The sequence below is a fragment of the Bradyrhizobium tropiciagri genome, assembly GCF_018130545.1.
GTDB classification, from domain to species: domain Bacteria; phylum Pseudomonadota; class Alphaproteobacteria; order Rhizobiales; family Xanthobacteraceae; genus Bradyrhizobium; species Bradyrhizobium tropiciagri_A.
The window spans coordinates 1031841-1058811 of sequence record NZ_JAFCKF010000001.1; the positions used below are offsets into that span (position 1 = coordinate 1031841).

Genomic DNA, 26971 nt, shown 5'->3' on the forward strand with positions numbered 1-26971 from the left:
GGGGAAATAGCGGCAGCGCCGCATCGTCACTGCGAGACCAGTTCGCAACCGCCCTCACTGAGCGGACGGAACGCTTGCTCGGCTGGAACCGTCGCGACGATGTCGTAATAGTCCCAACGCCGGCTTGAGGCCGCCGGCTTCTTGACGCGAGCAAGATACATGTCGTGGACGAACTGGCCATCGGCACGGACCGTGCCGTGGGCGAATGCGTCCGACACCGGCAGCTCGCGGATCTTGGCGGCGACGCTGAGGCCATCGTCGGTGTTCGCCGCCTGCGCCGCACGCAAATAGTGACGCACGGCGGAATAGACCCCGGCCTGCGTCATGGTCGGCATCCGCCCGTATTTCTCGAAGAACTTGTTCGCCCAGGCTCGCGACTCCGCGTCGCGATCCCAGTAGAACGCCGTCATGAATTGCAGGTTCTGCGCGGCCGCAAGGCCCATCGCATCGACGTCGGTGAGGAACACGGTCGGTGCCACCAACGTCTGCCCGCGGGTTATGCCGAATTCAGCCGCCTGCTTCACCGAGTTGGCCATGTCGGCGCCGGCGTTGGCCAGCGCGATCACTTTGGCGCCGGACGCCTGCGCCTGCAGCAGCACTGAACTGAAGTCGGCGGTATTGAGCGGATGGCGCACCTCGCCGATCACCTTGCCGCCGCCGTTCTCGACCGCGCGGCGCATGTCGGCGGCGAAGGCGTGGCCGAACGAATAGTCCACCGTGATCAGGAACCAGCTGTCGAGCTTCTCCGCCGTGAGCGCCCGCGCGAGGCCGTAGCCGTTGGTATAGCTCGTGTAGACCCACTGGAACGAGGTCCGGGTGCAGGCCTTGCCGGTGAAGTCCGAGGACGCCGACGCGTTCAGCACGATCTTGTTGCGTTCCTTGGCGAGAGCGGTCACCGCGAAGCCGACGCCGGAATTGGAAATGTCGGCAACGGCATCGACTTTCTCCGTGTCGAACCAGCGTCGCACGATGCCAAGTCCGATATCCGGCTTGTTCTGGTGATCGGCCGAGACGATCTCGACCGGCACGCCGCCGATGCTGTTGCCGAATTCCTCCGCCGCCATCTTCGCTGCGATGACCGAGCCTTCGCCGCCGAGGTCGGCATAGGCGCCGGAGCGGTCGTTGAGGACCCCGATGCGGATCACATTGTCGGACATCGTGGCGTGCGCAACGTGAATGTGCAGCAATGTCGCGGTCATTGCCGCGCATAGGATCCTGAGAGTGGTCGTCATGGTCGGGTACTCCTCCGGAGGTCGTGTTGTTTGCGGTTTGGTTTTGTTGCGTGATACGCAATTCACTTGTGCATCGATGCGGAGATCCACCGGAATTTCCTGCGATCTCAACATCAGGCAGCAATAGAAATTGCTTATAGAGCAATTTTTATTGACAAGGAAGCAAATTAAGGAGAGGGTTGAGGCAATGAAGACGCAGGACGAGACGCTGGCGAGGCTTGGAGCGCGCATTCGCCTGCTGCGGGAGGAGCGTGGCATGAAGCTGAAGGATCTGGCCGACACCACCGGGCTGTCCGACGCCTTCGTGTCGCGCCTCGAGCGCGGGCAGGTGTCCAGCTCGGTTGCCAATCTGATCCAGATCGCGCAGGCGCTCGACATTGGCGTCAGCGAATTGTTCGCCGCGCCGCAGGACCAGTCGCGCAGCCACGTCACCGTGCATCGCCATGGCGACGGTGGTGAAGACCAGAGCATCCCGAGCACCGGTTATCGCTGGCGATTGTTCGCGGGCGGCATGCCGAACGACGATCTGGAGGTGTTTCACCTGGCGTTCCCGCGCAAGAACCGGATGGACCTGATGGTGTCGCATCCGGGACAGGAATATTGCTACGTGATCAGCGGGCGCATCCGCTTCCATGTCGGCGCCGAGGTGTTCGATCTCGCGCCCGGTGAAGGCATTTTCCTCAATTCCGAGCTGCCGCACCGCGCCGACAACATCAGCGAGGACGAAGCGCGCATCCTAATGGTGGTCGCGAAGTCGCCGCAGAAGGCCGAGCATTTCGACTGGTGGCGCGTGCCGAGCGCCGCCGCTCCACCGCGATCAACCAAGAGCAAACCCCAAGGAGACTGATCCATGCAGACCGCAACCGAGACCGGCAAGCACCTGCCCTATGAGGCGAAGCACATTGACGATGTGGAGTGGGAGACTATCCGCTGGCCTGGTGAGACCGGCAAGATGCTGTTCCACCCGCGGCCGGAGCGGCCGACCGAGCCGAACGCGGGCATCCTGCGGCTCGAGCCGGGCGCGCATCATCCGATCCACAACCACGAGTTCGCGCAGGTCTGGTACATCCTCAGCGGCGAATTCAGGATCGACGACAATGTCTATACGCCGGGTACGATGATCTTTCATCCGGACCCGCATTTCGAAGGCAAGTTCGAGACCGCGACCGGCGGCGATATCCTGATCGTGCAATATCCCGGTCCGACCACGGGCGGGCGGCCGATCTATGCGGGGCGCTTCAACATGGAGCAGCGTCGCGACATCGCCGAAGAACGCACTGATCTCTGATCGATCGGGGCAACGGACGATAGGCCATGGCGCTGATCACCTATCTCACCACCATTCGCTTCGGCTTCGGCGAGGCGGACGCGCTCGGCGATGAGATCGCAGCGCTCGGTATCCGCCGGCCGATTGTCGTCACCGACCGCGGCATTGTCGCGGCAGGCCTGGCGGAGCGTGTGACCGCCCCGCTGGGCATTGCGCCGGTGGTCTTCGACGCGACGCCGCCGAATCCGACCGAGCGGGCGACGCTGCAGGCGCTCGCGCGCTATCGCGAGGCCGGATGCGACGGAATCATCGCGCTCGGTGGCGGCTCGCCGATCGACCTCGCCAAGGCGGTGGCGCTGCTCGCCACCCATGCCGGCCCGCTGGCGCGATATGCCGCGATCGATGGCGGCGTCGCACGGATCACCGCCGCGGTCGCGCCGGTGATCGCGATTCCGACCACTTCCGGCACCGGAAGCGAGGTTGGCCGCGCTGCCCTCATCACGCTCGAGGACGGCCGCAAGGTTGGCCTGATCAGTCCGCATCTCATCCCGGCGCGGGCCATCTGCGATCCGCTACTGACGCTCGACCTTCCACCGGCGTTGACGGCCGCGACCGGCATGGACGCACTGTCGCATTGCGTCGAGACCTATCTGTCGCCGCGCTTCAATCCACCGGCGGATGCGATCGCCCTTGATGGCGCGGCGCGCATCGTCGGCCATCTCAAACGGGCCGTGATGCGCGGTGATGACCGTGAGGCCCGCGCGGAATTGATGATGGGCGCGCTGCAGGGCGGCCTGTGCTTCCAGAAAGGCCTTGGCGCGGTGCACGGGCTGTCCCATGCGCTCGGCAGCCTTGCGTCGCCGAGCCTGCATCACGGCACGCTCAACGCCGTGCTGATGCCTGCGGTGATCCGTTACAATGCCCCGGCGATCGGCGACAAGCTGCCGCGGCTGAGGCAGGCGCTCGGCCTGCCCGCCGCCGCCGATGTCGCGGCGTTCTTCGATGCGCTCAATGCCGAACTCGGCCTGCCGCAGGGCTTGCGCGCGATGGGCGTGCCGGCAACCGTGCTGGATGAGATGGCGGAGAAGGCCGCGAAAGATCACTCGACCGCGACCAATCCGCGTCCGGTGGATGCAGACGGCTATCGCGCCATCTTCCGCGCCGGCTGGGAGTGAGCGGCCGGGTCGATACCATTATTCCGTCATTCCGGGGCCCGCGCAGCGAGAGCCCGGAATGACGAGCGGCTACAACTCCACCACCACGTAATCGCTCTCCACCGCGACCTTGATGGTCTCGGCGACATACGGCCCCTTCACCACATTGGTGCCCGGCTCGACGCTGACCGGATAGGCGCGCACGCGGAAGCGGCGCGGGTCGCAATAGGACTGGCCGGTGCGGATGTCGAACTCCCAGCCGTGCCAGGGGCAGCGCAGGATCTCGCCGAGCTTGGTGTATTCGATCTCGCCGGGGTCCGACGACGAGGCGAGCCCGATCAGCGGCCCCTCGCACAGCGCCGCGCCCTGATGCGGGCAGCGGTTCAACAGACCGAAGAACTCGCCCTTGACGTTGAAGATCGCGATCGGCCGCCCGTCGATCTCGAGGAATTTTCGCGACCCCGGCGGCAACTCATCCACCGGAGCGATCACATGGCGCGCCATCTAGGAGATACCGTAGAGCTGCTTGGCATTGTCTAGATAGAACGCCTGGCGATTGGCGTCGCTGACGCCGGCCGGCAGCACGCGCGACGGCTCGTCATAGTCCCAATGCGGATAGTCGGTCGCGAACAGCAGCTTGTCCCAGCCGATCCATTCGATGGTCTGGAATAGATGGTCGCGGCTCTCCGGATCCTCCATCGGCTGCGTCGTCCACCAGATGTGGTCGCGGATGTACTCCGACGGTTTGCGCTTCAGATACGGCACCTCGGCGTGCAGCCGTGTAAACACCTTGTCGAGCCGCCACGCCAGCGACGGCGCCCAGCCGAAGCCCGCCTCGACCATCACCATCTTCAGTTTCGGGAAGCGTTCGAACACGCCTTCGAGCACAAGGCTCGCCAGCGCGGTCTGCTGGCACTGCGAATGGCCGACCATCTCTTCGATGTAATGGCTCGGCCAGCCCGACGCGGTGATCGGGTTACCGCCGAAGCCGAAGGCGTGCACGCCGATCGGAAGTCCGACCTCCTGCGCCGCCTCATAGATCGGCCAGTAACGGCGCTGGCCGAGCGGCTCGACATTACGGCTCAACAGCAGCACCTGGACAAAGCTCCTGTCGCCCGCACGCTTGCGGATTTCCGCCGCGGCCGACACACCGTCCTCATTGGCGACGACGACCGAGCCTTTCAGCCGCGAATCCTTGCTGGTCCATTTCTCGATCTGCCAATCGTTGATCGCCGAGCAGACAGCACCGGCGAGGTCCTGATTGCGCAAGCCCTGCCCGGTGGCGAGCGGGTTGAGCACGCCGAGCGCGACATTGTTCGGATCGAGATGCTGCTTCTGCATGAAGGACAGCGACGAGCCCTGCGGGCCGCCTTCCGGCGGATAGGCATCGCGGCGCGACGCGTTGGGCTGCGCCTTCGGATAGGGCGGGCCTTCCATCATGCCCTGATAGGCTTGGATGCCGAAGGTCTCGAGATGCGCGTGCCAGCGCTTGGCGAGATAGGGATACAGCTCGTCCTTGGTCGCACGTGCCGGATGGATATCGCAATCGGCGATCGCGGTCTTGATGCTGGTTGACGATGCCGCTTCCGGGCGTTCACGAATCTGCACGTTCATCGCGTCGTCTCCTTCAACTTGAGGCGCGGATAGGTCGCATGCGGATTGTCGATCATGATCTTGCGGACCAGAGCCTGCGACAATCCCTGCGGCAGCACCTCGTCACCGTCGAACTGCCAGTGCGGATAGTCTGACGAGAATAGGATCAATTCGTCCGACTGCATATGGTCGAACAGCCGGTTCAGCGTGTCTCCTTCCGGCGGCGCGTCGACCGGCTGCAGCGAAAAGCGGATGTTGCTCCGCACAATTTCCAGCGGCGCGCGATCGACCCACGGCGTCTCCATGCGTATGCCGCGCCAGAACTTGTGCAGCCGCCACAGGAACGGCGGCAGCCAGGTGAAGCCGGACTCCAGCATCACCATCTTCAGGTTCGGATGGCGGGCGAACACGCCCTCGACAATCAGGCTGGTGAGCTGGGTCTGGAACGCCTGCGCCTGCGCGACATAGTCCTCGATGTGATAAGAACCCCAGCCGACCGAGCTCGGCGGGTTGTGATAGGCGCTGCCGGCATGAATGCCGATCGGCAGGCCGAGCCGTTCCGCCGCGGCATAGATCGGCCAGTAGTGCCGCTTGCCGAGCGGCATGTCGCCCATGACAAGCATCAGCACCTGCACGAAGCGCTTGTCCTGCGCGCAGCGCTCGATCTCGGCGACCGCCTTCTCGATGCTCTGCACCGGGATCACGATCGAGCCGCGCAGGCGATCGTCCCTGTCGAGCCATTCCTTGACCAGCCAGTCGTTCAGCGCGCGGCAGAAGGCGTCGGCCATGTCCTCGGAGAACACCATCTGCACGCCGTAGAGCGGATTGCAGATGCCGTACGCTGCGCCGAACCGATCGAGCGCCTGGCTTTGCATGTCGGCGAGACTCGAGCCCGGCTTGCCCTGCGCGGGCCGCCAGTCCGGCCGCGACGAGATCGGCGAATTGGTTGGGTAGGATTGCGAGATCAGGTCGGTCATGCCGCGCGTCGTCACCTGGTCGCGCCAGTAGTCGTTCATATACGGCAGCAGGCTGGTGAGGTGAGGCACGGCGGGATGCAGGTCGCAATCCACACCGCCCGCGATCGGCGACGTCATAAGATTTCCTCGCGAGTTTCCTCCGCGCGCGCTCGCGACAATCTGCCGGGCGGCGCTTGGTTCTTGTCCGGCATTCAAGCAGCCTGGGCCGCGCTTCGCAACTCGGCAGAAGCCAATGTGGTGTGCTAGGAAGGCAGAACGCCCCACGGGATTTTCATGGCAGATAACGAGAAAGAGCGCCGATGAACGCACTCACATCCATCGCCGAACAGGTCGCCGCAAAACTGATCGCCAATAAGCAGACCATTGCGGTCGCCGAATCGTCAACCGGCGGACTGATCTCGGCATCACTGCTGGCCGTGCCCGGCGCATCGGCCTATTTCCTCGGCGGCGGCGTGATCTACACCCGCGATGCACGGCGCGCGCTGATGGATATTTCCGACGACGCCATGCGCGGCTTCCGTTCGTCGTCGGAACCCTACGCACAGCTGCTGGCGCGGCAGATCCGCGCGCGCCTTTCGACCGACTGGGGATTGTCGGAAACCGGAGCCGCCGGCCCGACCGGCAACCGCTACGGCGACGCCGCCGGCCACAGCTGCATGGCGGTCGAAGGTCCCCAGCAACAAGTGATCACGCTCGAGACCGCCAGCAGTGATCGACAGGCTAACATGCAGGCGTTCGCAAAGGCGGCGCTGGAACTGTTGCTGAAGAATTTGGCGCGGTAATTCGATAGCCATCGTCCCAGCCAGGCGAGGCGCGGCCCGGATCCATCACCGCAACTGCCGGCGACGCCGCGATGGCTGTACCAACCAGCTCACCAATTGGAGCGGCGCCACCACTCCGGAATATTCGCCGATCGAGCCTGCGACATCGTGCCCAGAGTTTGCAAGCAAGAGGGCTTCGTAGACAACACCGCTTGCGGGATCGCTATATTCGGCCGCGCCGGTCGCCCCATTGACGCGGCGCGGCCAGCTTGCCATGTAGGTCAACCCGGACATCCTAGGGTGGTCAATGCAAGTCGTTCGTTCCGTTCGCCTCTGGATGAAGGAGGGCAGATCCGACAAGCTCTATGAAGTCGATCTGGTCGATCTGGAACGCGCAGATAACGACGCACGGTATCTCGTCAATTTTAGATACGGCCGTCGCGGCACCTCGTTGAGGGACGGAACCAAGACTCCATCGCCGGTCACCCGCCCGAACGCCGAGAAGCTGTTCGATAGTGTCGTGGTGTCCAAGATCAACGATGGCTATCGCCGCATCGACGGCGACGCGCCTCCGCAGCCGCTTCGCGATCTCGATGCCGAGGGACGCGATGCGGAAATGCTGAGGAAGCTCGCGCTCTGTGCGCGAAGCGCGTGGCCCGAAAAGGATCGCGACCGCCTGTTCTGGCGCCTCGGCGTGATCCGCCTGGCCGCCGCCTATCCTCAGCTCGCCGTCTTCGCCGAGAAGATGGGCGCGGCAAATGTGAGTTACAGCCTCGTCTATGCGCTGGCGCGCTGTGGCGGTGCGGACGCCGCCGATCTGCTGCGCGACAGCGCCGACCATAATGTCAGTCTTGTGACACGTGACTATGCTGCCTACGCACTCGCCAGTGACCTGATGGGTGCGCGGCGGCTGCCGCCGCGCCTGTCACTGCCGCGATCGACGGACGCTGCCGTGACCCGCGACATCGAGATGGCGCTGGCCAACGGCAATGGCGCAGGCTTGACGCAGGCCCTGCTCGCGGCGAACTCGACGCATCCAGGCTTCACCAATCAGTTCGTCGTTGCTCTCGCCCACCATGCGCTCGCGGACGGCGCCGCGCGCAAGACCCTGCTCGCGGCCGTGCACGCGATGAGCCCACGCCCACCCTACGTGCAGGTGCTGCGGCGCCTGTTCAAGTATGCCGATCTCACCGACGACGGCCCGCTGTTCGCCGCAACCGCGCGACAGTTCGAGCTGGCGACGCCGATGTATTATCGTGGCCGGGTCTACAATGACCGCGTCTGGTTGCCCGGCTCGCGCCAGCCGCTGAAGCTCAGCGAGGAGCGGCAGAGCGCGGCTCCACGCCTCGCGCTGTCCGACCAGACCCTGCTCTACTTCAAACGGCGCGCCTGGCGCATGCTGCGCAAGCGCGCCGAGCTCGGACAGGACGCCTTCACGGCGATGGCCAGCGAGCTCCTCCTCGTCTTCACCGACGCCGACGGCATCAAGCCGGCGACGTGGACCGAGCATATCCGCATCGACGGCAGCTACCGTGCCGTCCCCCATACCACAGAGACGCTGAGCCGGGTTTGGAGCGTCAGCCACCTGCTGCATGCCACGGCCGCGGCCAGCCGATTCAATGACAAGGGGCTGACCCATCGTTATGTCGGCCCGCGGGCGGCTGCGCAGCGGGAAGAGGCCTTCCCGGCGCTGTGGGATGCCCAGCCGGAGCGGCTGCTGCGCATTGCGGCCTTCGCGCGCAATCACGCGGCGGCGCGGTTCGCGGCAGAAGCATTGCGGCAAGGGCCGTCACGCCCCGATGCGATGGACGTGGCCGCGATCGGTGGCCTGCTGGCCTCCCCGTATTCGGAGGTCACCTCGCTCGCAACCGACATCGCGCGGCGCTTGATCGATGCCGGCCGTGCCGATGCGACCTTGATCGCCGCGCTGCTCGAGGCGAGTGCGCCGGACAATCGCGATCTCGCCATCCGCGCCATCGACGACCGCGCCGACTGGCCGTGGGCGGATCCCGGCCTTGCGCGCGCGGTGCTGACGAGCCCGCATGACCACGTGCAGCGCCGCGCGCGCGGCTGGCTGCGCGACCGCGCATCCTCACGGGACCAGCGCGCCCGCGCGACGGAAGCGTTCGCGGCCTAGCTCGCGCAGTTGCCGTCCGCACTCGACGACGCACAACGCACCGGCCTTGCCGCGGCCCTCGCGCTGCTGCCGGAGCTCTGGCCCGATCACGACTGTCCGCTGCAGCCGGAGGTGATCGAAAGCCTGACCGGCCATGCCAGCCCCAGCGTTCAGGCGGCGAGCATCCAGCTCATCGCCGTGACCCCGACGCGGCCAAGCGACCTGCCGGCCGCATTCTGGCAGGCGATCCTGCGGGCCGATGCGCCGGAAATCCGGATCGCCTCGATGAGGATGCTGGCGCGGCTCGAGGACGCCGCGCTCGCCGATCATCGCGACAGCATCGTGCTTGCAGCCACCGGCGCCCATGCCGGTCTGCGCGCGGCAGCGCGGCCGCTGGTCACTCGCCTCGCGGCGAGCGATGAGGCTTTCGCCATCCGGTTGCGCGACATGCTGATGGCCGGCTTCTTCCGCACCGAGCCGGTCGAAGGTCACGCCGCCGACATGGTCGCGCTGTTCGCGGAAGCCCTGCCGCAATCGGCGGCCGCGATCGACGACGGCACGTTGTGGCGCTTGCTGCAGGCACGCGCCACCGGAGCCCGCATGCTGGGGGCAAAGCTGCTGGAGAGCCGCGACGCGTCGCACTTCTCCGTCCGCCAGCTCGCGCGTCTCGGCAACCATTCGTTCGCCACTGTCCGGCGCTTCGCGCTTCATGCGTTTGCGACCGATGAGGCCCGCTTCCGTGCCGATCCGCAGAATGCCGTGCTGCTGGTCGAGAGCGAGTGGGACGATGTCCGGACGATCGCTGTGAACCGCCTCACCGCATGGCCCAGCGATGCGCTGCCAGCCCCGGCCCTGGCTGTGATGGCGGACTCAACCGTGCCGGCTGTGCAGGACGGCGCCCGCCTGCTGCTGCGGCGCAGCCTTGCCGATGGCGATATCGCCGAGGTGCTGGGACGCGTGCTGGAACACCCCTCGGGCAGCTTCCATCTCTTTGTCACCGAGCTGATAACTGGCGGTTCGCTGGCCGATCCGGCGATCTTCGCCAAGTTCCTCACCCAGGCCCGCATCATCCTGATGCAGATCAACCGCGGGCGCATAGCCAAGGACCGCATCTTCACGGCGCTGCGCAACGAGGCGCTGGCACAGCGCCACCGCGCCGAGCCCATCGCGCAGTTGCTGTACGACTTCACCCTCAGCGTGACGCTTCGCGACAAGGCACCGGCGCTAATGATCCTGCGCGATATCGCCCATGCCTGGCCGGATCTGCCGCTCAACTTCACCGTGGCCCGCGCCGGGCGCACGCCGTCGGACGCCGGCTCACAGACCAGCGGAAGCGCTGCATGAATTTCGCATATCGCTTTCTCGGCAGCACCAGTGCCTCGTCCGACGCTGCGTCGTCGTCGTTCGCCTTCGCGCCCGACACGCTGCGCCAGCCGACATTCTTCACCGGCAAGGTCGCGCGACATCTTGCGTTTCGCGAGGCGATCTCCGCGCTGCATCATGTCGTCGTGTCGGACCTGCGCTTCAAGCCGCGTGACCGCACCGCCTATTTCGAGTGGCTGAAGCAGAACGAAGCCAACTTCCTCGCCGAGGCAACGGCGCAGTCCGTGGCGCTCAGGCCGCGCATCGCGGAATTGCAGGACCGCATCCGCGGCTTCGACCGCGAGCGCGATCGGCTGATGAAGCCGTTCTGGGCGGCGCGTCAGTCTTACTTCAACTACATCTACAAGCAGAATCGCGACGCCTGGATCGTGCTTGATCCGGTGATCACCGTGCATCCGGACGAAATCTTCTTCGAATGCTTCAGCCTCGACGAATCGAGCTACGGGCGCCTGTCCTGCGACCACGACGTGTTCGAGGGTCTTGGCGAAATGGCGTACGGCACCACCAATATCGACTACAGCCACGCCCTCTACGACGAATTCCAGAAGATCCGCTCCTACCGCGACACCACGCTGACCATTGATCCGTCCGGGTTCGAGGTCCAGACCGACGACGACCTCGACTTCCGCGAGGAGAAGATCGACCTGCCGGACAGCTGGGTGCGCGGCTTCCTGCAAGTGTCGAGCGCCATGACCCTGCCGGCGCATGTATTCGACCTGCATCCGGTGGATATGGCCAACATACTGACCCGCCTCGCGCAGCGGAAGGAACAGGCCGGCCCGCGGTCGCTGCGTTTCGAGCTCAAGCCGGATGCGCCCGTGCAGGTGGTCATCGAGCCGTGGGGCGACAGGCTGACCTTCCGCCGCTCGATCTATCGCGGCAAATCCCCCGCCGAGATTCGCATCTGGGGCCGGCGGCGGCTTGCGATCCTCGGGCGCGCGCTGCCGCTGGCGCGGTCGGTGCGGGTGCATCTGACCGGGAGCGGCCTGCCGTCGTTCTTCGTCGTCGACTTCGGTGGCCTGCGCTTCACGCTCGGCCTGTCCGGCTGGACCGCGAACGACTGGTCGTCCGCCGGGCAATTCGACCTGCTCGCGCCGCGCCACAAGATCGACCACGACACCGCTCAGCGCATTCTCGCAGCCCTCGGCAAATCCCATGCGGCGACCGCCGCCGAGCTGGCGCGGCAAACCAGCGTCGACGAGGTGCTCGTGCATGCGGCGCTCACCGCCTACACCCAGGCCGGGCGCGTCATGTTCGACCTCGACAAGTCACTCTACCGGCTGCGCGAGCTGACGCGCGAACCGCTGTCGCCGGCCCAGTTGCGCTTCGCCAGCGCGCAGGAGGAGAAGGCGGACCGCCTGATCAACGCGAACCTCGTGACGATCGGCAGCATCGATCGCAACCAGGGCGTTCGCGCTGTCGGCGGCAGCGTGCTCGACAACGCCCGCACCGAGCAGGTGAGCCTCGTCCTCGACGATGACGACCGCCTCGTCGAGGCGCGATGCAGCTGTCATTTCTACGCACACAACAAGCTGATGCGTGGCCCTTGCGAGCACATGCTGGCGCTGCGCCGGATTTTCCATGCGCAAGTCGAGGGCGTCGTCCAGGATGGAGGCGCCGTCGCATGAGTGACATGAAGACCGCCATCGGCAGATCCGGCTTGTGCCGGAGACGGCAATTCGCGTATCACAGCATTCGGAAGGGCGCAGGTTGGTCAGGACCTTGCAATCCGGGCGGCGCATCGCCGTCCTTGTACCATGACCATGCATGCGTCACTGGCCCGATCTTCACTGGGCCGGGGCAGTCCACCCGTACGCAATCGCAGAATGGGTTCCTTGAACCCAATTGCGTACGGGTGGACGCCCCGGCGTCGAGTGGATCGATCCAGTTCTTAGATGAGACGAAGGCAATCCGGCCTGCGCCCTTTCCGATCTCCTTCTGCGAGGCAGCAGCCACACTCCTGACCGGAGGACCGGCCGCGTGACCGAGACTGTTTCTCCCGGCACGCTGACGCGCCAGGAACTCTACGACCGCATCCGCCAGTCGTCGAAGGACGAGGTCATTCTCGAGGAGATGATCCGCCTTGGCTTCTGGCCTGATGGCGAAGCCGCACCCGCGCCTGCCGCGGAAATGATCCGCGGCCGCGGCGAGGCGATGCGTGAGCTCACCGAGCTGCAGCGCCAGCATGCCGCACTGGGCGATCCCGAACGCGCGCTCAAGGACATGCACAAGCGCCGCAAGGCTGAAGCGATGGCGCGGCGGCAGGAGACCAAGCGGCGTAACGCCGAGGCACGACAAGCCCGCGCTTTTGCCTGGCACGAACGGCGAAAGCGCGACGTGCTCTACCTCGGCGAGGACGTCTCGCCGGGCCTTCACAGCCGCACGACCACCACGCCGCTGCGCGGCGGGTTGCCTCCGCTCGCCGATGCCAAGGCGCTGGCCGACGCGATGGGCGTGCCGCTTGGCGAGCTGCGCTTTCTGGCCTTCAACAGAAAGGTCTCCTCGGTCAATCACTACCAGCGCTTCACGATCCCCAAGAAGAGCGGCGGCGAGCGGTTGATCTCAGCGCCGATGCCGCGCCTCAAACGCGCGCAATACTGGGTGCTGGACAATATCCTCGCGCATGTGCCGCTGCATGAAGCGGCACACGGCTTTGCGCCGCAGCGCTCCATCCTGAGCAATGCGCGCAATCATGTCGGCCGCGACGTGGTGATCAATCTCGACCTCAAGGATTTCTTCCCGACCCTGACCTATGCGCGCGTCAAGGGCCTGTTCGAGGCGCTGGGCTACGCGGAGGCGGTCGCGATCCCGCTGGCGCTGTTGTGCACCGAGCCGATGGTCGATGAGATGACGCTCGACGGCGAGCGCTACTTCATCGCGGACGGACCGCGGCTGCTGCCGCAGGGCGCGCCGACGAGCCCGGCGATCACCAATCTGATCTGCCGCAAGCTCGACCGGCGCCTCATCGGGCTCGCGCGCACACTTGGCTTCGTCTACAGCCGCTACGCCGACGATCTCACCTTCTCCGGCTCGGGCGAAGCGATGAAAAAGATCGGCACCTTGCTCAAGGCCGTGCACGGCATCGTCGAGGCCGAAGGGTTCATGGTCCATCCCGACAAGACGCGCGTGATGCGTCGCTCGACGCGCCAGGAGGTCACCGGCCTCACCGTGAACGAGGCCGTGGCCGTGCCGCGCGACCTGCTGCGCCGTTGCCGCGCCGTGCTGCAGCAGGTCGAACGCCACGGGCCGGCAGGCAGGCACTTCGGCCCCGGCAAGGACGTGATCCGGTCGCTGCTCGGCTTCGGCCATTTCGCCGTCATGGTCGATCCGGAGGGCGGCGCGCCGTTACTGCAGCGAGCACAGCGCCTCGCCGCCCGATATGCGCCCGCCCGCTCCGCGCGGCAGCCGAGCCGCGCCGCATTCCGCAAGGCTGCCGCCGCCGGCCAGACGCCGCCCGGCCGACAATGGAATCCCGCGCAGCGGCCGCCGCCGCCCCCGGACCCGGTGCTGGTCGCGCTGGCGCGCCAGGACGAAAAGAAGCAGGCCGCGCAAGCGCGCACCGCGGCGCCCAACCCGTCGCGCATGCCGCATGTTCCGCCACCGCCGACGAGCGTAACACGCGAAACCGGCCCGTCGTCGGCTGCCGCGACAGCACCAGCCCGGAAGAGGCCACCGTGGTTCGTCACGGCACTGGTGATCCTGATGGCGCTCGCCTTGCTGGCGCTCCCTGGCGGGCCTGCGATCGCCGGCGCGGTGCTGTATCTTTACTTCAGGCGATGGTGGAAGCGGTAAGCCAGCGCATTGTCTCATCGGGCGTCAGGACGACACCCGAGCGTTCAGCGGGCTGTTGGAATGCATCGAAACCGCGATCGATGCCCCGGTTGGCCGGATACACAAATGCCGTGTCCTGACCGGACACGGCAAGATGTCTTTCGCGCGTCCTCACTTCTCGCGGAACGAGCGCATGAACTGGTCGCTCATCGGCTTCATCAGATACGACAGCATGGTGCGGTCGCCGGTCTGGACGAAGGCTTCCACCGGCATGCCCGGGATGATCTTCACCTCGCTGCCGAGCCGCGCGACCTCTTCCGGCGGCATCGAGACGCGGATGGTGTAGTAGCTCTGCCCGGTGCGTTGATCGGTATTGACGTCGGCGGAGACGCGGGTGACGACGCCGTTCAGCTCGGGCGTGGTGCGCTGGTTGAAGGCGGAGAGCCGCAGCACAGTCTTCTGTCCGACCTGCAACTTGTCGATGTCCTGCGGATTGACCTTGGCCTCGACCGACAGGTCGTCGGCCTTCGGCACGATCATCATGATCGCATCGCCCGCGGTGATGACGCCGCCGACGGTGTGCACCGTCGATTGCAGCACCACGCCGTCCTGCGGCGCACGGATATCGACGCGGCGAAGCTGGTCTTCGGCGGTGACCTTGCGCTCGACGAACTCGCCGATCTTGTCGTTGGTCTCGCGCAAATCCTTCGAGACCTCGGAGAGCATGTCCTTGTCGACCTGGATGATCTGCAGCTCGGTCTCGGTGATCTTGCCCTTGGCCTGGGCACGAGAGGCGATGTACTGCGCGCGCTCACCGGAGAGCCGCGCCGCGTCACGCTCGAGCGTGGTCAGGCGGGTGAGCTGCACCAGATGCTGCTCATAGAGCTGGCGGACGCCGACCAGCTCCTGCTGCACCAGTGCGATCTCCTTGTCCTTGGCGGTCTCCTGCGCCTGCAGGCCGGAGATTTCCTCGTTGAGCTGGGTGACGCGCTCGCGCAGCTGCGCCTTCTGGCCGGTGCGGCCGTTGACGCGCACCTCGAACAGCTTGGTTTCGCTCGACATGATATCGCGGACGTCGGGATCGTTGGCCTGCTCCATCAGCTGCGGCGGAAACGCGACCTTGTCACGGCCCTGCTGCTCGGCCTCGAGCCGCGCCGCGCGCGCGTAGAGACCGTTGAGCGTCTTGACCACGATCGCAAGGCTCGCCTTCACGACGGTCTCGTCGAGCCGCACCACGATATCGCCAGCCTTGACCACGTCGCCGTCGCGCACTCGCACCTCACCGACCACGCCACCGGTCGGATGCTGCACCTTCTTGACGTTGGATTCGACCACCACCGAGCCCGGTGCGATCAGCGCACCGGAGATCGGCACCGTCGCAGCCCAGCCGCCGACGCCGCCGCCGAGAACAAGAATCACGACGAGGCCGACGACGAGGTGCCTTCTGATCGAGGCATGTGCATTGCGCGGTTGATCGGTCATGCGGTCGCTCATGGCTTGGCCACCCCCGCATCGGCAACGATCTTGATCGGCGTCGGCACCGGCGGCGCGACGCGTTGCAGCACCTGCGCCAGCACGGTCTCCTTCGGGCCGAAAGTCTGCATCCGACCGTCCTTCAGCACCAGCAGCTGGTCGACGCCCTCGATCCCGATCGGCCGGTGCGCGACCACGATCACGATGGCGCCACGCTCACGAGCGCCACGCACTGCGCGGGTCAGCGCCTCGTCGCCCTCGCTGTCGAGGTTGGAGTTCGGCTCATCCAGCACGATCAGGAACGGATTGCCGTAGAGCGCGCGCGCCAGCGCGACGCGCTGCGCCTGGCCGGCCGAGAGCGCCGTGCCCTGCTCGCCGACCTGGGTGTCGTAACCCTCGCGCATCTTGATGATCATCTCGTGCACCCCGGCTTCCTTGGCGGCCGCGATGATGCCGTCGGACTTGGCCTCGGGATCGAACCGGCAGATATTCTGCGCGACGGTGCCGGCGAACAATTCGACGTCCTGCGGCAGATAGCCGATATGGCGCCCGAGCTCGTCCGACGACCACTGATCGAGCGCGGCGCCGTCGAGCCGCACTTTGCCGCGCGCCGGCACCCAGACCCCGACCAGCGCCCGGATCAGCGACGACTTGCCCGAACCGCTCGGGCCGATCACGCCGACGCCGCTGCCGGCTTCGACCGTGAAGCTGACGTCCTGCACGATGACGCGCTGGTCGCCCGGCGCGACCATGGTCACGGCCTCGACCGTGAGCTTCTTCTCCGGCGCCTGCAGCAAGGTCTGCTGAGGCCGTGCTGGAATCTGCTGCAGCAGGCGGTTGAGGCGCTGCCAGCTTTGCCGCGCCGCGACGAAGCTCTTCCAATGCGCGATCGCGAGATCGACCGGCGCCAGCGCCCGCGCGCTGAGGATCGAACCGGCGATGATGATGCCGCCGGTGGCCTCCTGGTGGATCACGAGCCATGCACCGACCGCGAGCACGGCGGATTGCAGCATCATGCGCAGCACCTTGGCGACCGCACCGAGCCCGCCGGTGACGTCGCTTGCATGCTGGTTGCCAGACAGATATTCCTCGTTGGCCTCGTTCCAGCGCTTGTTCATGCGCCCGGCCATGCCCATCGCCACCAGCACTTCGGCGTTGCGGCGGCTGGACGCGGCGAGATCGTTGCGGCGCGCCGCAAGCGACATCGCTTCCTTGGCCGGCCGGCGCGACATGTATTCGGTGATCAGCGTCAGCGTCACCAGGATGACGGCGCCGATCAGCGCCGTGACGCCGAGCAGCCAATGGAACGCGAAGCAGATCAGCATGTAGAACGGCAGCCAGGGCAGATCGAAGAACGCGCCGGGGCCCATGCTGCCGAGGAACGAGCGCACATTGTCGAGGTCGCGCAGCGGCTGCAGGCCCTCGCTGCGATTGCCGGCCATCAGCGGCAGCCGCACGATGGTGTCGAACACCCGCGCATTGAGCGCCTCGTCGAGCGAGGTGCCGACGCGGCCGAGGATCCGTCCGCGCAGCAGATCCAGCACGCCCTGCGCCATGTAGAGGACGGCGGCAATGACCACGAGGCCGACCAGGGTCGGAACGCTGCGGCTCGGCAGCACCCGGTCGTAGACCTGCAGCATGAACATCGAACCTGTCAGGTACAGCAGGTTGATCATGCAACTGATAAGGCCGACGCCGATGAAGGCGCTGCGGCATGCGCGCAGCGCCTCAGCCAGTTCGGAACGCCGGACAGCGGGCGCGGCTGCCATAGAAACTGATCTCTGCAAAATAAAAGAGTTACGTGATCACTACGTTGTACAGACGTTTGCGATCATCGTCCATTTCAAGTCGCGCCGACCAGAGCACGGTTCGCGTCCTATTTTTGTGATCCTACAGACAGTTGACGGAATAATTAGGGTTAACCGGTCGCGGAACCCGGCGCCGGTGCAGGTGCGCTTCTCGGGAAGGGCACGAGAATGACCGACATCGAGACCCGGCCGATCTCCCCGTCGACATCGAGCAATACCCCGCTGCCGACGCCAAGCCCGGCCTTCGCCCGCCAGCGCGCCTCGGCGCGAACGCCGATCCAGGCGCCCCGCGGCGGCCTGAACAACTGCACCGCGAGGTTCGGATTGGGGTCGGCCACCACGTTCTGCACCGGGCGCGCGATGCCGTGGGTCCAGTCGGCCGGACCGAGCACCCGCGCCAGCGGGCCGGCGTCCCCGATCACGCTGTGATGCATCCGAAACCAGGCGACATCGCCGCCGGCGCGGGCTTCCATCGCGTCCATGAACCAGCTGCGGCCATGGACGGCGTGCGGGCTGCGCAGCGGAAACACCGTGGGATCCGCAGGCTCGGCTACTGCTTCGTGAAGGCCCGGGACCTCGACCGCGCGTTCGCGCGACAGCGTCACCCGCACCGTCGCACTGGGCTGCTCCTCGCCCGCCGGCCAGAGCGTGTTGTCGACGACGCTGACCCGGCCACCTTCGGTCACGACGGAGATTTGCGTGCGCAATTCCGCCATCGGCGTCGGCCGCAGGAACCAGGCTGAAGCCGCGATCGCGGTGCCCCAGTTGCGCGTGCCGGCCATAGCCTCGATTTCGCCGGTCAGCAGGCTTGCGACCGCGCCGCCTTGCAGGCCGGCGAACGGCCCCGCCGCCAGCGCCGCGGGTTTCCAGTGATGAGGCGTGGCTGTCGGTTCGAAGATGGCCAAGGCGGGCAGTCCCAGGGATGAGCAGGATTGAGCGTTCGGGCAATTTGATCCAAGAATAACGTCTATGACAAAAGGCCATTCATCACCTGAGGTGAGCGGGATTCACCCATTGGATGCCCCCGATCCGCGGGCAATCCCGCCGCTGACGGCGCTGCTCGCCTTCGAGCGCGCGGCGACGCAGCTCAGCTTCCGGCGCGCCGCCCGCGACCTGTCGCTGAGCCCGTCCGCGATCAGCCACCAGATCCGCGGGTTGGAGCAGCAGTTCGGCACCAAGCTGTTCGTCCGCGGCGCGCGCTCGGTGCGACTGACCGACGACGGCGAGCGCTACCTCGCAAAGGTGTCGGCGGCGCTGGCGACGCTGCAGGAAGCGAGCCGCGAGATGATGCGGCAACGCGGCGAGACCAGCGACGAACTCTGGATCAGCTCACTGCCGTTCTTCACCAGCGCCGTGCTGCTGCCGGCGCTGCCGGAGTTCAAGCGGCGCCATCCGCAACTGACGCTGCGGATCGAGGCCACACATCAATATGCCGACTTCAACGGCTCACGCGTCGATGTCGCGATCCGCTACGGGCGGGAACATGCCGCCGGACTGAAGGTCGAGCCGCTGGTCAAGGTCAAGGGATTGCCGGTCTGCACGTCGGCGCTGGTCAAGGCGGGGCTGCGGACCCCGGCGGACCTGTCGCGCGAGGTGCTGATCCATGTCACGACACAGCCGCGGGCCTGGCCGGCCTGGCTGAAGGAGGCCGGGCTGCCGCATCTGGCGCCGCGCGGGCATCTGTGGCTCGACAGCGTGCCGGCGATGTTGGAGGCAGCCGAGCACGGGCTCGGCGTGGCGCTCGCCATGGCGCCCCTGATCAAGGCGCGGCCGGGCTTCGGCAAGAAGCTGGTGGCGCCGTTTTCGTTCGAGCCGGCGCACAGCGAGACGATCTATCTGGTCTCCCGCACCGAGCAGGCCCGCGACCGCCGGATATCAGCGGTACGGCGCTGGATCGCCGACGCGGTGGCGCGCGCGAGCTAGATCGTGGCGGGCACGGGCTCTGCCAGGACACAGCGCGCCTGATGGCTGGGCGCGACCTGCACATTCGGCGGCAGACTTTCACTGCAGCGCGGCTCGGCGAACTTGCAGCGCGGGGCAAAGGAGCAGCTCGCCGGCGTGTGGTCGAGCGACGGCGGCGTGCCCGGGATGGTCTCCAGCCGCTGGCCGCGCATCGCGCCGTGAATGGTCGAGGCCAGCAAACCCTTCGCGTAAGGGTGCACCGGTGTGCGCACGATATCCCGCAGCGCGCCCTGCTCCACGACCTGGCCGGCATACATCACCGCGACGCGGTCGCAGATCTCGATCGCGACGCCGATGTCGTGGGTGACGAAGATGACCGACATGCCGAATTCGCGCTGCAACTCGCGCAGCAGCAGCAGGATCTGGATCTGCACGGTGGCATCGAGCGCGGTGGTCGGTTCGTCCGCGAGCAGGATCTTCGGCTTGCAGGCCAACGCCAGCGCGATCATCGCGCGCTGGCGCATGCCGCCCGACATCTCGTGCGGATAGGACTCCAGCCGCCGCTTGGCGGAGGGGATCCGCACCACCTCGAGCATCTCGAGCGCGCGCGCCGTGGCGTCGCGCTCGCTCTTGCCCTCGTGGCGCATTACCGTCTCCGCAATCTGGCGGCCGATGGTGTAGACCGGATCGAGCGCCAGCGCCGGCTCCTGGAAGATCATCGAGACGGTCTGGCCGCGGAATGCGGACAGCGCCTCGTCATCCATCGCCAGCACCTCCTGGCCCAGCACCTTGACGCTGCCGGATATCTGCGTGCGCTTCCGCGGCAACAGCCGCATCAGCGCCCGCAAGGTCACGCTCTTGCCGGAGCCGGACTCGCCGAGCAGCCCCAACACTTCACCCTCGCCGAGCGACAGGCTGAGATCGTTCACGGCATGGACCGTGCGATCGCCGGTGAAGCGGATGCTGAGGTTGTTGATCTCGACGAGGTTGGTCATGCGAGCTTGGGTACCCTGGCGTGGAAATCGGTCGCGCGCTGGAACGCCGCGCCGATTCGAAGCAGTGCAGCTTCCTCGAAGGAGCGGCCGATCAGCTGCATGCCGACTGGCAGGCCCGCTTTGGTGAAGCCTGAGGGAATCGAGAGCGACGGCAGGCCGAGATAGTTCACCGGACGGGTGAACCGCGTCAGCCGCTGCAGTACCGCGTCGGCGCCTGGACCGTTGCCGACATCGCTCTCGGCAATCGTCGGCGCCGGCACCGGCGACGACGGCGCGATGACGGCATCGACGCCATTGACCGCTGCATTGTGCGCAGCGAGCGCCGGGCCACGCCAGCGCATCGCTTCCAGATAGGTCACGGCCGGAATGGTCAGGCCGTTCTGCAACCGCATCAAGACCTGCGCGCCGTAATCCTGCGGCCGCTCGATCATCCAGCGCTTGTGGAAGGCGGCGGCCTCGACCGCGAGCACCAGTTGCGACGCCGAGGAGAGCTGGCGCTGATCGGGCAGCTCGACCTTGACGATCTCGGCGCCCTCCTTCTTCAAGGTGGCCAACGTCTCATCGAGGATGCGCGCGACTTCAGGATCGAGATCGTCGACATAGAACGCAGTCGGCACGCCGATCTTCATTCCCTTCAGCGACTGTTTGGTCGCGGCCATGTAGTCCGGCACCGGCTGCGCCGACGCGGTGAGATCCTCGGGGTCGGCGCCGGCCATCAGGCCAAGCAGCAGCGCGCAATCCTCCGCAGTCTGCGCCAACGGGCCCACCGTGTCGAGCGACTGCGACAACGGCATCGCGCCGGCACGGCTGACGCGGCCGACCGTCGTCTTCAGGCCGGTGACGCCGCAGAAATGCGCCGGCATGCGGATCGAGCCGCCGGTGTCGGAGCCGAGCGCGGCAAAAGTGAGCCGCGCGGCGACCGCCGAGCCCGAGCCCGACGACGAGCCGCCGGTGATGTGCTCGGTGTTCCAGGGATTTCGCACCGGACCGTAATGCACGTTGTGGCCGGTCGGCCCATAGGCGAACTCGACCATCTGCAACGAGCCGAGCCGGATCTGCCCTGCGTCCTTCAGCCGCTGCAACGCCGTCGACGTCGTCTTCGGCACGAAGTCACGGCGGATCAGCGAGCCACAGGTCACGACCCTGCCGGCCTCGTAATACATATCCTTGTGCGCCAGCGGCACGCCGTGCAATGGACCGCGGCTTCCACCCTTGGCGAGCGCAGCGTCAGCCTCGCTCGCGGCGGCCAGCGCCTGTTCGGATTCGATCGCCATATAGGCATTGAGGCGCGGTTGCCATTCTGCGATGCGATGCAGCACGGCGCGGGTCACCTCATGCGAGGAAACTTTCTTGTCGGCAATCGCCTTGGCGACCGCAGTCAGCGTCATCAGGGCCGGATCAGAGCTCATTTCGACACCTTTGCGATCTGGGCCAGCAGGAAACTCGCGGGTTCGAGATCGAATGGCAGCGTGCCGGAGATCGGTGCGAAGCCGTCGAAGGCCGGTCCGATCGAATTGGCAATACGGGTTGCGACCTCGTCGTCGGCGGGCACATCGGCGACCTGCGCGATCACCTTGACGTCCTTTGGAGTGGGTCTTGTCATGCCGCGTTTTCTCCTTTTGCTTTTGCCGGCGCGCGGCTGTGCCCCGAGCCAGGAATGGCCATGTAGCACGCCGCTTGATGGCCCATTGTATCGAGATCGCTGAGTTTTGGCGTGACGTTTGCGCAGAGCGGCTCCGCAAACGGACAACGGGTGTGAAACCGGCAGCCCGACGGCGGATCGATCGGATTGGGTGGATCGCCCGAGATCGGCGGCACCTCGGTGCGCTTGTCGGGATCGGACGACGGCATCGCCGCCAGCAGCGCGCGGGTATAGGGATGCGCCGGCGCGTCCCACACCGCATCGACGGGGCCGAGCTCGACGACCTCGCCGAGATACATCACCAGCACGCGGTCGGAGATATAGCGCACGACGTTGAGATCGTGGCTGATGAATAGGTAGGTCAGGCCGAATTCGCGCTTGAGGTCGGCGAGCAGATTGAGCACCTGTGCCTCGACCGATTTGTCGAGCGCGGACACCGCCTCGTCGAGGATCACGAGCCGCGGCGACAGCGCGAGCGCACGGGCGATATTGACGCGCTGGCGCTGGCCGCCGGACACCTCATGCGGATAGCGGTTGGCGAAAATCTCGGGCCGCAGGCCTACCTTGCCGAGCAGCTCGCGCGCCAGCGTCCGCGCCGTGTCGTCGGCCATGCCGTGGACCTTCGGTCCGAAGGCGATCGATTCCTCGATGGTGAGGCGCGGATTGAGCGAGGCGTAGCTGTCCTGGAACACCATCTGCACGCCGCGCCGCAAGTCGCGCAGCGAGAGCGCCGGGCCGACCTGCCTTCCGTCGTAGATGATGTCACCGGCATCGCGCGTCATCAGATGCATCAATAGCCGCGCGGTGGTCGACTTGCCGCAACCGGATTCACCGACGATGCCGACGGTCTCGCCCTTCATGACCGCGAACGTGACATCGTCGACGGCACGCACGGTCTTGCGCGGGCTGAACAGCCCGCCACGCACCGGGAAATGCTTGGTCAGGCCCGTGACCTGCAGCAGCGGCTGCGCGGCACCGCCGATATCGGCGACCGGCTCCAGCATGTCGGCCGAGAGTTTGGCTTCGGTCATCGCACTAGTTCCTGATATCCATGGCGCTGCGCATGCCGTCACTGAACAGATTGAAGCAGATCGAGACCGCGAAGATCATCGCGCCCGGCAGCGCCGCGACCCAAGGATTGACGTAGATCGCGGTGCGCAGCGTGTTCAGCATCAAGCCCCATTCCGGCTCCGGCGGTTTTGTACCCAGCCCGAGGAACGAGAGACCGGCGGCGAGGATCATCGACACCGAGATCAGGCCCGTGGCATAGACGAAGATCGGGCCGAGCACATTGCCGAGCATGTGCACGCGCATGACGGTGAAGGGACCGGCGCCGGACGCCCGCGCCGCCTCGACGAAATCCATGTTACGAACGCCGGTGGTGACGCTTTCGGCGACGCGGGTGATCTGCGGCACGAACACGATGGTCAGCGACACGATCGAGTTGGTGATGCCGGCGCCGAGCGCACCCGAGATCGCGATCGCCAGCAGCACCGACGGGAAGGCATAGAACACGTCGACGGTACGCATGATCGCGGTGTTGAGCTTGCCGCCGACATAGCCGGCGACGAGGCCGAGCGAGGTGCCGATCACGAAGGCCAGGATCACCGGCAGGATGCCGATCACCAGCGACAGCCGTCCGCCATAGATCAGCCGCGCCAGCATGTCGCGCCCGAGCTCGTCGGTGCCGAGCGGGAATCCCGGCGTACCGACATGGCGGAGGCGACGGATCATCGAGCCCTGGTACGGATCGGCAAGATGTAGCCACGGTGCCAGCAGCGCCGAGGCGAAGATCAGCACCAGAATGATGGCGCAGGCCATGCTGACCTTGTCGCGCCGGATACGGCGGCCGACCGTTGCCCAATAGCCGCGGGCCTTGCTCGCTGGCGCGGCCTGCAATGCAGTGTCTGACATCGCACTCATGGGAAGGCTCTATGTTGGAGCATGATCTCCGCGGAAAACCGGTCTCCACTTTTCCGGATCATGCTCTAACTCCGCTTGATACGCGGATCGATCGCGGCCTGCGCGATGTCGACCAGGAGGTTGAGCAGCACGAAGAACAGCGCCAGCACCAGGATCGTGCCCTGCAGCAGCGGCAGATCGCGCTGGAAGATCGCGGAGTTCAGCAACAACCCCGATCCGGGCCAGGAGAACACCGTCTCGATCAGGATCGAGCCGCCGAGCATATAACCAAGCTGAAGTCCCATCACCGCGAGCGCGGTCGGCGCCGCGTTCTTGATGACGTGACGGAACACCTCGGTTTCGCGCAGCCCCTTGGCGCGCAGCGCCTCGACGAAATCCTGGCTCAGGATGTCGCCGGTCAGCGCGCGGACCGTGCGGGTGACGATACCCATCGGAATCACCGAAGTGGTGATCGCGGGCAGTACGAGATAGCGCAGATGCTCCCAATCCCACGCCCAGGCACTGGAGCCGCCGGGACCCGCGCCGACCGCGGGCAGCCAGTTGAGCTGCACCGAGAAGATGATGACCAGCACCATGCCGAGCCAGTAATGCGGCAGCGAGACCCCGGCGATGGCAAAGGAGGTCGCGACCTTGTCGACCCAAGTATCGCGGAAATAGCCGGCGATCAGGCCGAACAGCAGGCCGAGCGTGAAGCCGATCATCGCGGCTGCGATCGCCAGCATCACGGTGTTGCCGACCGCGCGCATCACCTCGCTCAGGACCGGACGCCCGGTTGCGATCGAATTGCCGAGATCGCCATGGATCGCGCGCCACAGCCACAGGCCGAATTGCACCGGCAGCGGGCGATCGAAGCCGTAGGCCGAGCGCAATTGCGCGGCGAGCTCCTGCGAGGCATCGGCCGGCAGCACCGCGACCAGGGGATCGCCGGGCGTGATGTGCACCAGCAGGAAGCACACCAGCGCAACGCTGAGCACGATCGGAATGACGTAGACGATTCGTCTGGACGTATAGGCGAGCACGTTGCGTTCTCTCTTCCTTCTCCCCTTTTTGGGAGAAGGTGGCGCGCGTAGCGCGCCGGATGAGGGGTTCAATCCGCGGATACAGTCATTTCAGATCGAGAAAGGAGCGTCCGCGGAGACAACCCCTCACCCGGCTCCGCTTCCAGCGAAGCCACCCTCTCCCACAAGGGGAGAGGGTGCACGAGTTACGCGGCCGGCCTCACGGCACAACCGACACCGGCGAGAAGTCGACGAACCAGCTCTTCGGCTGCACGAAGCCCTTGACCTTCGGGCTCATCGCACGCGGTGCGACGTCGTGCGCGACGTAGAGGAACGCCGCGTCATCGACCGAAGCGGCGTGCAGCTCGGCGAGCGCGGCGTCGCGCGCCGCGGGATCGAAGGTCTGGCGGGCCTTCTTCACCAGCTCGTCGAACTTCGGATTGTTGATGAAGCCCCAATTGTTCGAGACCGGCGGCGCCATGCCCGATTGCAGGAAGCGCACCAGCGCGAAGAACGGATCCATCGCCGCATAGGTGACGTTGGTCGCGTTCGATCCGTTGGCCGACGGATCCTTGGCGCCGCGGCGCCAGTTGGTGAACAGCGTATTCCACTCGATGACATCGAGCTGCACATCGAAATAGCACTCGGCCAAGGCCTGCTGCAGATACTCGTTCATCGGCAGCGGCAGCATCTGGCCAGAGCCCGACGCCGAGGTCTGGACCTTGACCGTCAGCTTCTTGTTCGGACCGTAGCCCGCCTCCTGCATCAGCTTCTGCGCGGCCGGCTTGTCGTATTTGATCTGGAAGGTCGGGTTACCGCGCCAGGGATGGCCGGGCTCAAAGGTACCGGTCGCCGGCACCATCAGACCCGCGAGCAGGCCGTCACGCAGCCCTTCGCGATCGACGCAGAGATTGGCGGCCTTGCGGACGCGGATGTCGTTCCACGGCGAGCCCTCGACGCGGGAGAACTGCCAGGGCCAGACATGCGGCTCCTCGTTGGAATAGAGATTGAAGCCACGCTGCTTGATCTCGGGCAACGCATCGGGCGCCGGCGCTTCGATCCAGTTGACCTGCCCGGACAGCAGCGCTGCGGTGCGGGCGTTGGCCTCCGGCATCGGCAGCAGCACCATCTTGTCGGTCTTCGGCACCCTCGCCTTGTCCCAGTAGTTCTCGTTCTTCACCAGCTCGAGCCGCTCGCGCGGGGTGAAGCTCGACATCTTCCAGGGACCGGTGCCGGACGCGTCCTTGGCGAACGCAGCCCATGCCGCCTGCGACTTCGCCTTGGCGTCGGCGCCTTCAGCCTTGTCGTAGAATTTCTGCCACTTCGCCGGGCTCGCCATGAACAGATTGGTGAGGTTGATCGGCAGGAAGCTATCCGGCTCCTTGGTGGTCAGCTCCACCGTCATGTCGTCGATCTTGCGCGCCGAGACCAAGGTCGGCATGCGCGAGGCGGTGACACCGACCTGACTCGGATCGAATTGCGGCGCGTCCTGCTTCAGAACCTTGTCGACATTCCAGACCACGGCGTCGGCGTTGAACGGCGAGCCGTCGTGAAAGCTGACGCCTGGACGCAGCTTGAAGATCCACTTGGTCTTGTCGGCGTCGTCGACCTTCCACTCGGTGGCGAGGCCCGGGATCACCGTGCTCGCCTTGTCCGACGACGACAGGTCCCACATCGTCAGCGCATCATACATCGTCAGACCGGTGAAGCGATTGCCCTCAAAACCCTGGTCGGGCTGACCGAGCGTGCGCGGAATATCGGCAGCCGTCATGCCAATGCGCAGCACGGTCTCGGCGCCGGCGATCGCCGGCACGCCGGCAGCCATCGCGAGCGCCAGCATGAATGCCGTCGCGTTGGTCGTCTTGTTACGCATCTCAGCAACCCCTTCGAAGTCTGGTGACGTTTTGGTGATTATTTCTTGGGCAAGCGTATGCAATGCCTGTGCCAAGGGGAATAGTTCTTCAGCAAATACCCGC

Annotated in this window: 24 protein-coding genes; 9 read left to right on the forward strand and 15 right to left on the reverse strand. The window is 66.0% G+C overall.

Translation table 11 applies throughout. The annotated features are described in order from the left end of the window. Positions 1-26 precede the first annotated feature (26 nt). Positions 27-1214, reverse strand: coding sequence for an ABC transporter substrate-binding protein (locus JQ616_RS05045; RefSeq protein ID WP_433995953.1), 1188 nt, complete (start codon positions 1212-1214; stop codon positions 27-29). 205 nt (positions 1215-1419) lie between these two features. On the opposite strand from JQ616_RS05045, the gene JQ616_RS05050 reads away from it, so the two are divergent. Genes JQ616_RS05050 through JQ616_RS05060 form a run of 3 tightly spaced genes read left to right on the forward strand, consistent with a single transcriptional unit; the run spans position 1420 to position 3674 of the window. Continuing rightward, positions 1420-2079 (forward strand): helix-turn-helix domain-containing protein, encoded by a 660-nt coding sequence (locus JQ616_RS05050; protein WP_212012676.1) that lies wholly within the window; start codon positions 1420-1422, stop codon positions 2077-2079. 3 nt (positions 2080-2082) lie between these two features. Further along, positions 2083-2520, forward strand: a complete 438-nt coding sequence (locus tag JQ616_RS05055; RefSeq protein ID WP_212012677.1) for a cupin domain-containing protein — start codon at positions 2083-2085, stop codon at positions 2518-2520. A 26-nt stretch (positions 2521-2546) separates the two neighbouring features. Beyond that, on the forward strand, positions 2547-3674 hold the full coding sequence (locus JQ616_RS05060) for an iron-containing alcohol dehydrogenase (RefSeq protein ID WP_212012679.1): 1128 nt from the start codon (positions 2547-2549) through the stop codon (positions 3672-3674). A gap of 69 nt (positions 3675-3743) precedes the next feature. Here JQ616_RS05060 and JQ616_RS05065 read toward each other — a convergent pair whose 3' ends face one another. From JQ616_RS05065 to JQ616_RS05075, 3 genes are read right to left on the reverse strand one after another with little or no spacing between them, the layout of a single operon-like run. Continuing rightward, a complete protein-coding gene (locus tag JQ616_RS05065; RefSeq protein WP_212012681.1) occupies positions 3744-4157 on the reverse strand; it encodes a Rieske (2Fe-2S) protein in 414 nt (137 codons plus the stop codon). Then, entirely contained in the window at positions 4158-5267 is a 1110-nt protein-coding gene (locus JQ616_RS05070) for an amidohydrolase family protein (protein WP_212012683.1), read from the reverse strand. After that, positions 5264-6340 (reverse strand): amidohydrolase family protein, encoded by a 1077-nt coding sequence (locus tag JQ616_RS05075; RefSeq protein WP_212012685.1) that lies wholly within the window; start codon positions 6338-6340, stop codon positions 5264-5266. Before JQ616_RS05075 ends, JQ616_RS05070 begins: the two co-directional genes overlap by 4 nt. A 182-nt stretch (positions 6341-6522) precedes the next feature. Between JQ616_RS05075 and JQ616_RS05080 the strand changes: the two genes are divergently transcribed. Then, positions 6523-7005 (forward strand): CinA family protein, encoded by a 483-nt coding sequence (locus tag JQ616_RS05080; RefSeq protein WP_212012688.1) that lies wholly within the window; start codon positions 6523-6525, stop codon positions 7003-7005. Positions 7006-7050: 45 nt separating this feature from the next. On the opposite strand, the gene JQ616_RS05085 is transcribed toward JQ616_RS05080, so the two are convergent. After that, complete coding sequence (locus JQ616_RS05085) at positions 7051-7269, reverse strand: hypothetical protein (protein WP_212012690.1); 219 nt, start codon at positions 7267-7269, stop codon at positions 7051-7053. A gap of 22 nt (positions 7270-7291) precedes the next feature. Between JQ616_RS05085 and JQ616_RS39210 the strand changes: the two genes are divergently transcribed. The 4 genes from JQ616_RS39210 to JQ616_RS05100 all read left to right on the forward strand — a co-directional run bounded on the left by JQ616_RS39210 (position 7292) and on the right by JQ616_RS05100 (position 14275). Beyond that, positions 7292-9121, forward strand: coding sequence for a hypothetical protein (locus tag JQ616_RS39210; protein ID WP_249136392.1), 1830 nt, complete (start codon positions 7292-7294; stop codon positions 9119-9121). Positions 9122-9130: 9 nt separating this feature from the next. Next, on the forward strand, positions 9131-10444 hold the full coding sequence (locus tag JQ616_RS39215) for a hypothetical protein (protein WP_249136394.1): 1314 nt from the start codon (positions 9131-9133) through the stop codon (positions 10442-10444). Beyond that, positions 10441-12111 carry an SWIM zinc finger family protein gene (locus JQ616_RS05095; protein WP_212012692.1) on the forward strand — a complete coding sequence of 557 codons (1671 nt, stop codon included), beginning with the start codon at positions 10441-10443 and terminating at the stop codon, positions 12109-12111. The genes JQ616_RS39215 and JQ616_RS05095 overlap by 4 nt, the downstream gene beginning before the upstream one ends. A gap of 352 nt (positions 12112-12463) precedes the next feature. Next, on the forward strand, positions 12464-14275 hold the full coding sequence (locus JQ616_RS05100) for a reverse transcriptase family protein (protein ID WP_212012694.1): 1812 nt from the start codon (positions 12464-12466) through the stop codon (positions 14273-14275). A 150-nt stretch (positions 14276-14425) separates the two neighbouring features. Here JQ616_RS05100 and JQ616_RS05105 read toward each other — a convergent pair whose 3' ends face one another. The 3 genes from JQ616_RS05105 to JQ616_RS05115 form a co-directional block, all read right to left on the reverse strand. Next, complete coding sequence (locus JQ616_RS05105; protein WP_212012696.1) at positions 14426-15736, reverse strand: HlyD family type I secretion periplasmic adaptor subunit; 1311 nt, start codon at positions 15734-15736, stop codon at positions 14426-14428. A gap of 8 nt (positions 15737-15744) precedes the next feature. Continuing rightward, the gene (locus JQ616_RS05110) at positions 15745-17496 is read right to left on the reverse strand and encodes a type I secretion system permease/ATPase (RefSeq protein ID WP_212012697.1); all 1752 of its coding nucleotides are present in this window, start codon (positions 17494-17496) and stop codon (positions 15745-15747) included. A gap of 149 nt (positions 17497-17645) precedes the next feature. Continuing rightward, on the reverse strand, positions 17646-18440 hold the full coding sequence (locus JQ616_RS05115) for an acyl-CoA thioesterase domain-containing protein (protein WP_212012698.1): 795 nt from the start codon (positions 18438-18440) through the stop codon (positions 17646-17648). 109 nt (positions 18441-18549) lie between these two features. Here JQ616_RS05115 and JQ616_RS05120 point away from each other — a divergent pair, with 109 nt between their 5' ends. After that, on the forward strand, positions 18550-19458 hold the full coding sequence (locus tag JQ616_RS05120; protein WP_212012699.1) for a LysR substrate-binding domain-containing protein: 909 nt from the start codon (positions 18550-18552) through the stop codon (positions 19456-19458). On the opposite strand, the gene JQ616_RS05125 is transcribed toward JQ616_RS05120, so the two are convergent. From JQ616_RS05125 to JQ616_RS05155, 7 genes are all read right to left on the reverse strand, one after another. Continuing rightward, complete coding sequence (locus tag JQ616_RS05125; RefSeq protein ID WP_212012700.1) at positions 19455-20432, reverse strand: ABC transporter ATP-binding protein; 978 nt, start codon at positions 20430-20432, stop codon at positions 19455-19457. The genes JQ616_RS05120 and JQ616_RS05125 overlap by 4 nt on opposite strands. Beyond that, on the reverse strand, positions 20429-21841 hold the full coding sequence (locus JQ616_RS05130; protein ID WP_212012701.1) for an amidase: 1413 nt from the start codon (positions 21839-21841) through the stop codon (positions 20429-20431). The genes JQ616_RS05125 and JQ616_RS05130 overlap by 4 nt, the downstream gene beginning before the upstream one ends. Further along, entirely contained in the window at positions 21838-22035 is a 198-nt protein-coding gene (locus JQ616_RS05135; RefSeq protein ID WP_212012702.1) for a hypothetical protein, read from the reverse strand. The genes JQ616_RS05130 and JQ616_RS05135 overlap by 4 nt, the downstream gene beginning before the upstream one ends. Beyond that, positions 22032-23105, reverse strand: coding sequence for an ABC transporter ATP-binding protein (locus JQ616_RS05140; protein WP_212012703.1), 1074 nt, complete (start codon positions 23103-23105; stop codon positions 22032-22034). Before JQ616_RS05140 ends, JQ616_RS05135 begins: the two co-directional genes overlap by 4 nt. Positions 23106-23109: 4 nt before the next feature. Beyond that, a complete protein-coding gene (locus JQ616_RS05145) occupies positions 23110-23997 on the reverse strand; it encodes an ABC transporter permease (RefSeq protein ID WP_212012704.1) in 888 nt (295 codons plus the stop codon). Positions 23998-24062: 65 nt separating this feature from the next. Continuing rightward, complete coding sequence (locus JQ616_RS05150; RefSeq protein ID WP_212012706.1) at positions 24063-25016, reverse strand: ABC transporter permease; 954 nt, start codon at positions 25014-25016, stop codon at positions 24063-24065. A gap of 199 nt (positions 25017-25215) precedes the next feature. After that, on the reverse strand, positions 25216-26835 hold the full coding sequence (locus JQ616_RS05155; protein ID WP_249136518.1) for an ABC transporter substrate-binding protein: 1620 nt from the start codon (positions 26833-26835) through the stop codon (positions 25216-25218). Positions 26836-26971 lie beyond the last annotated feature (136 nt).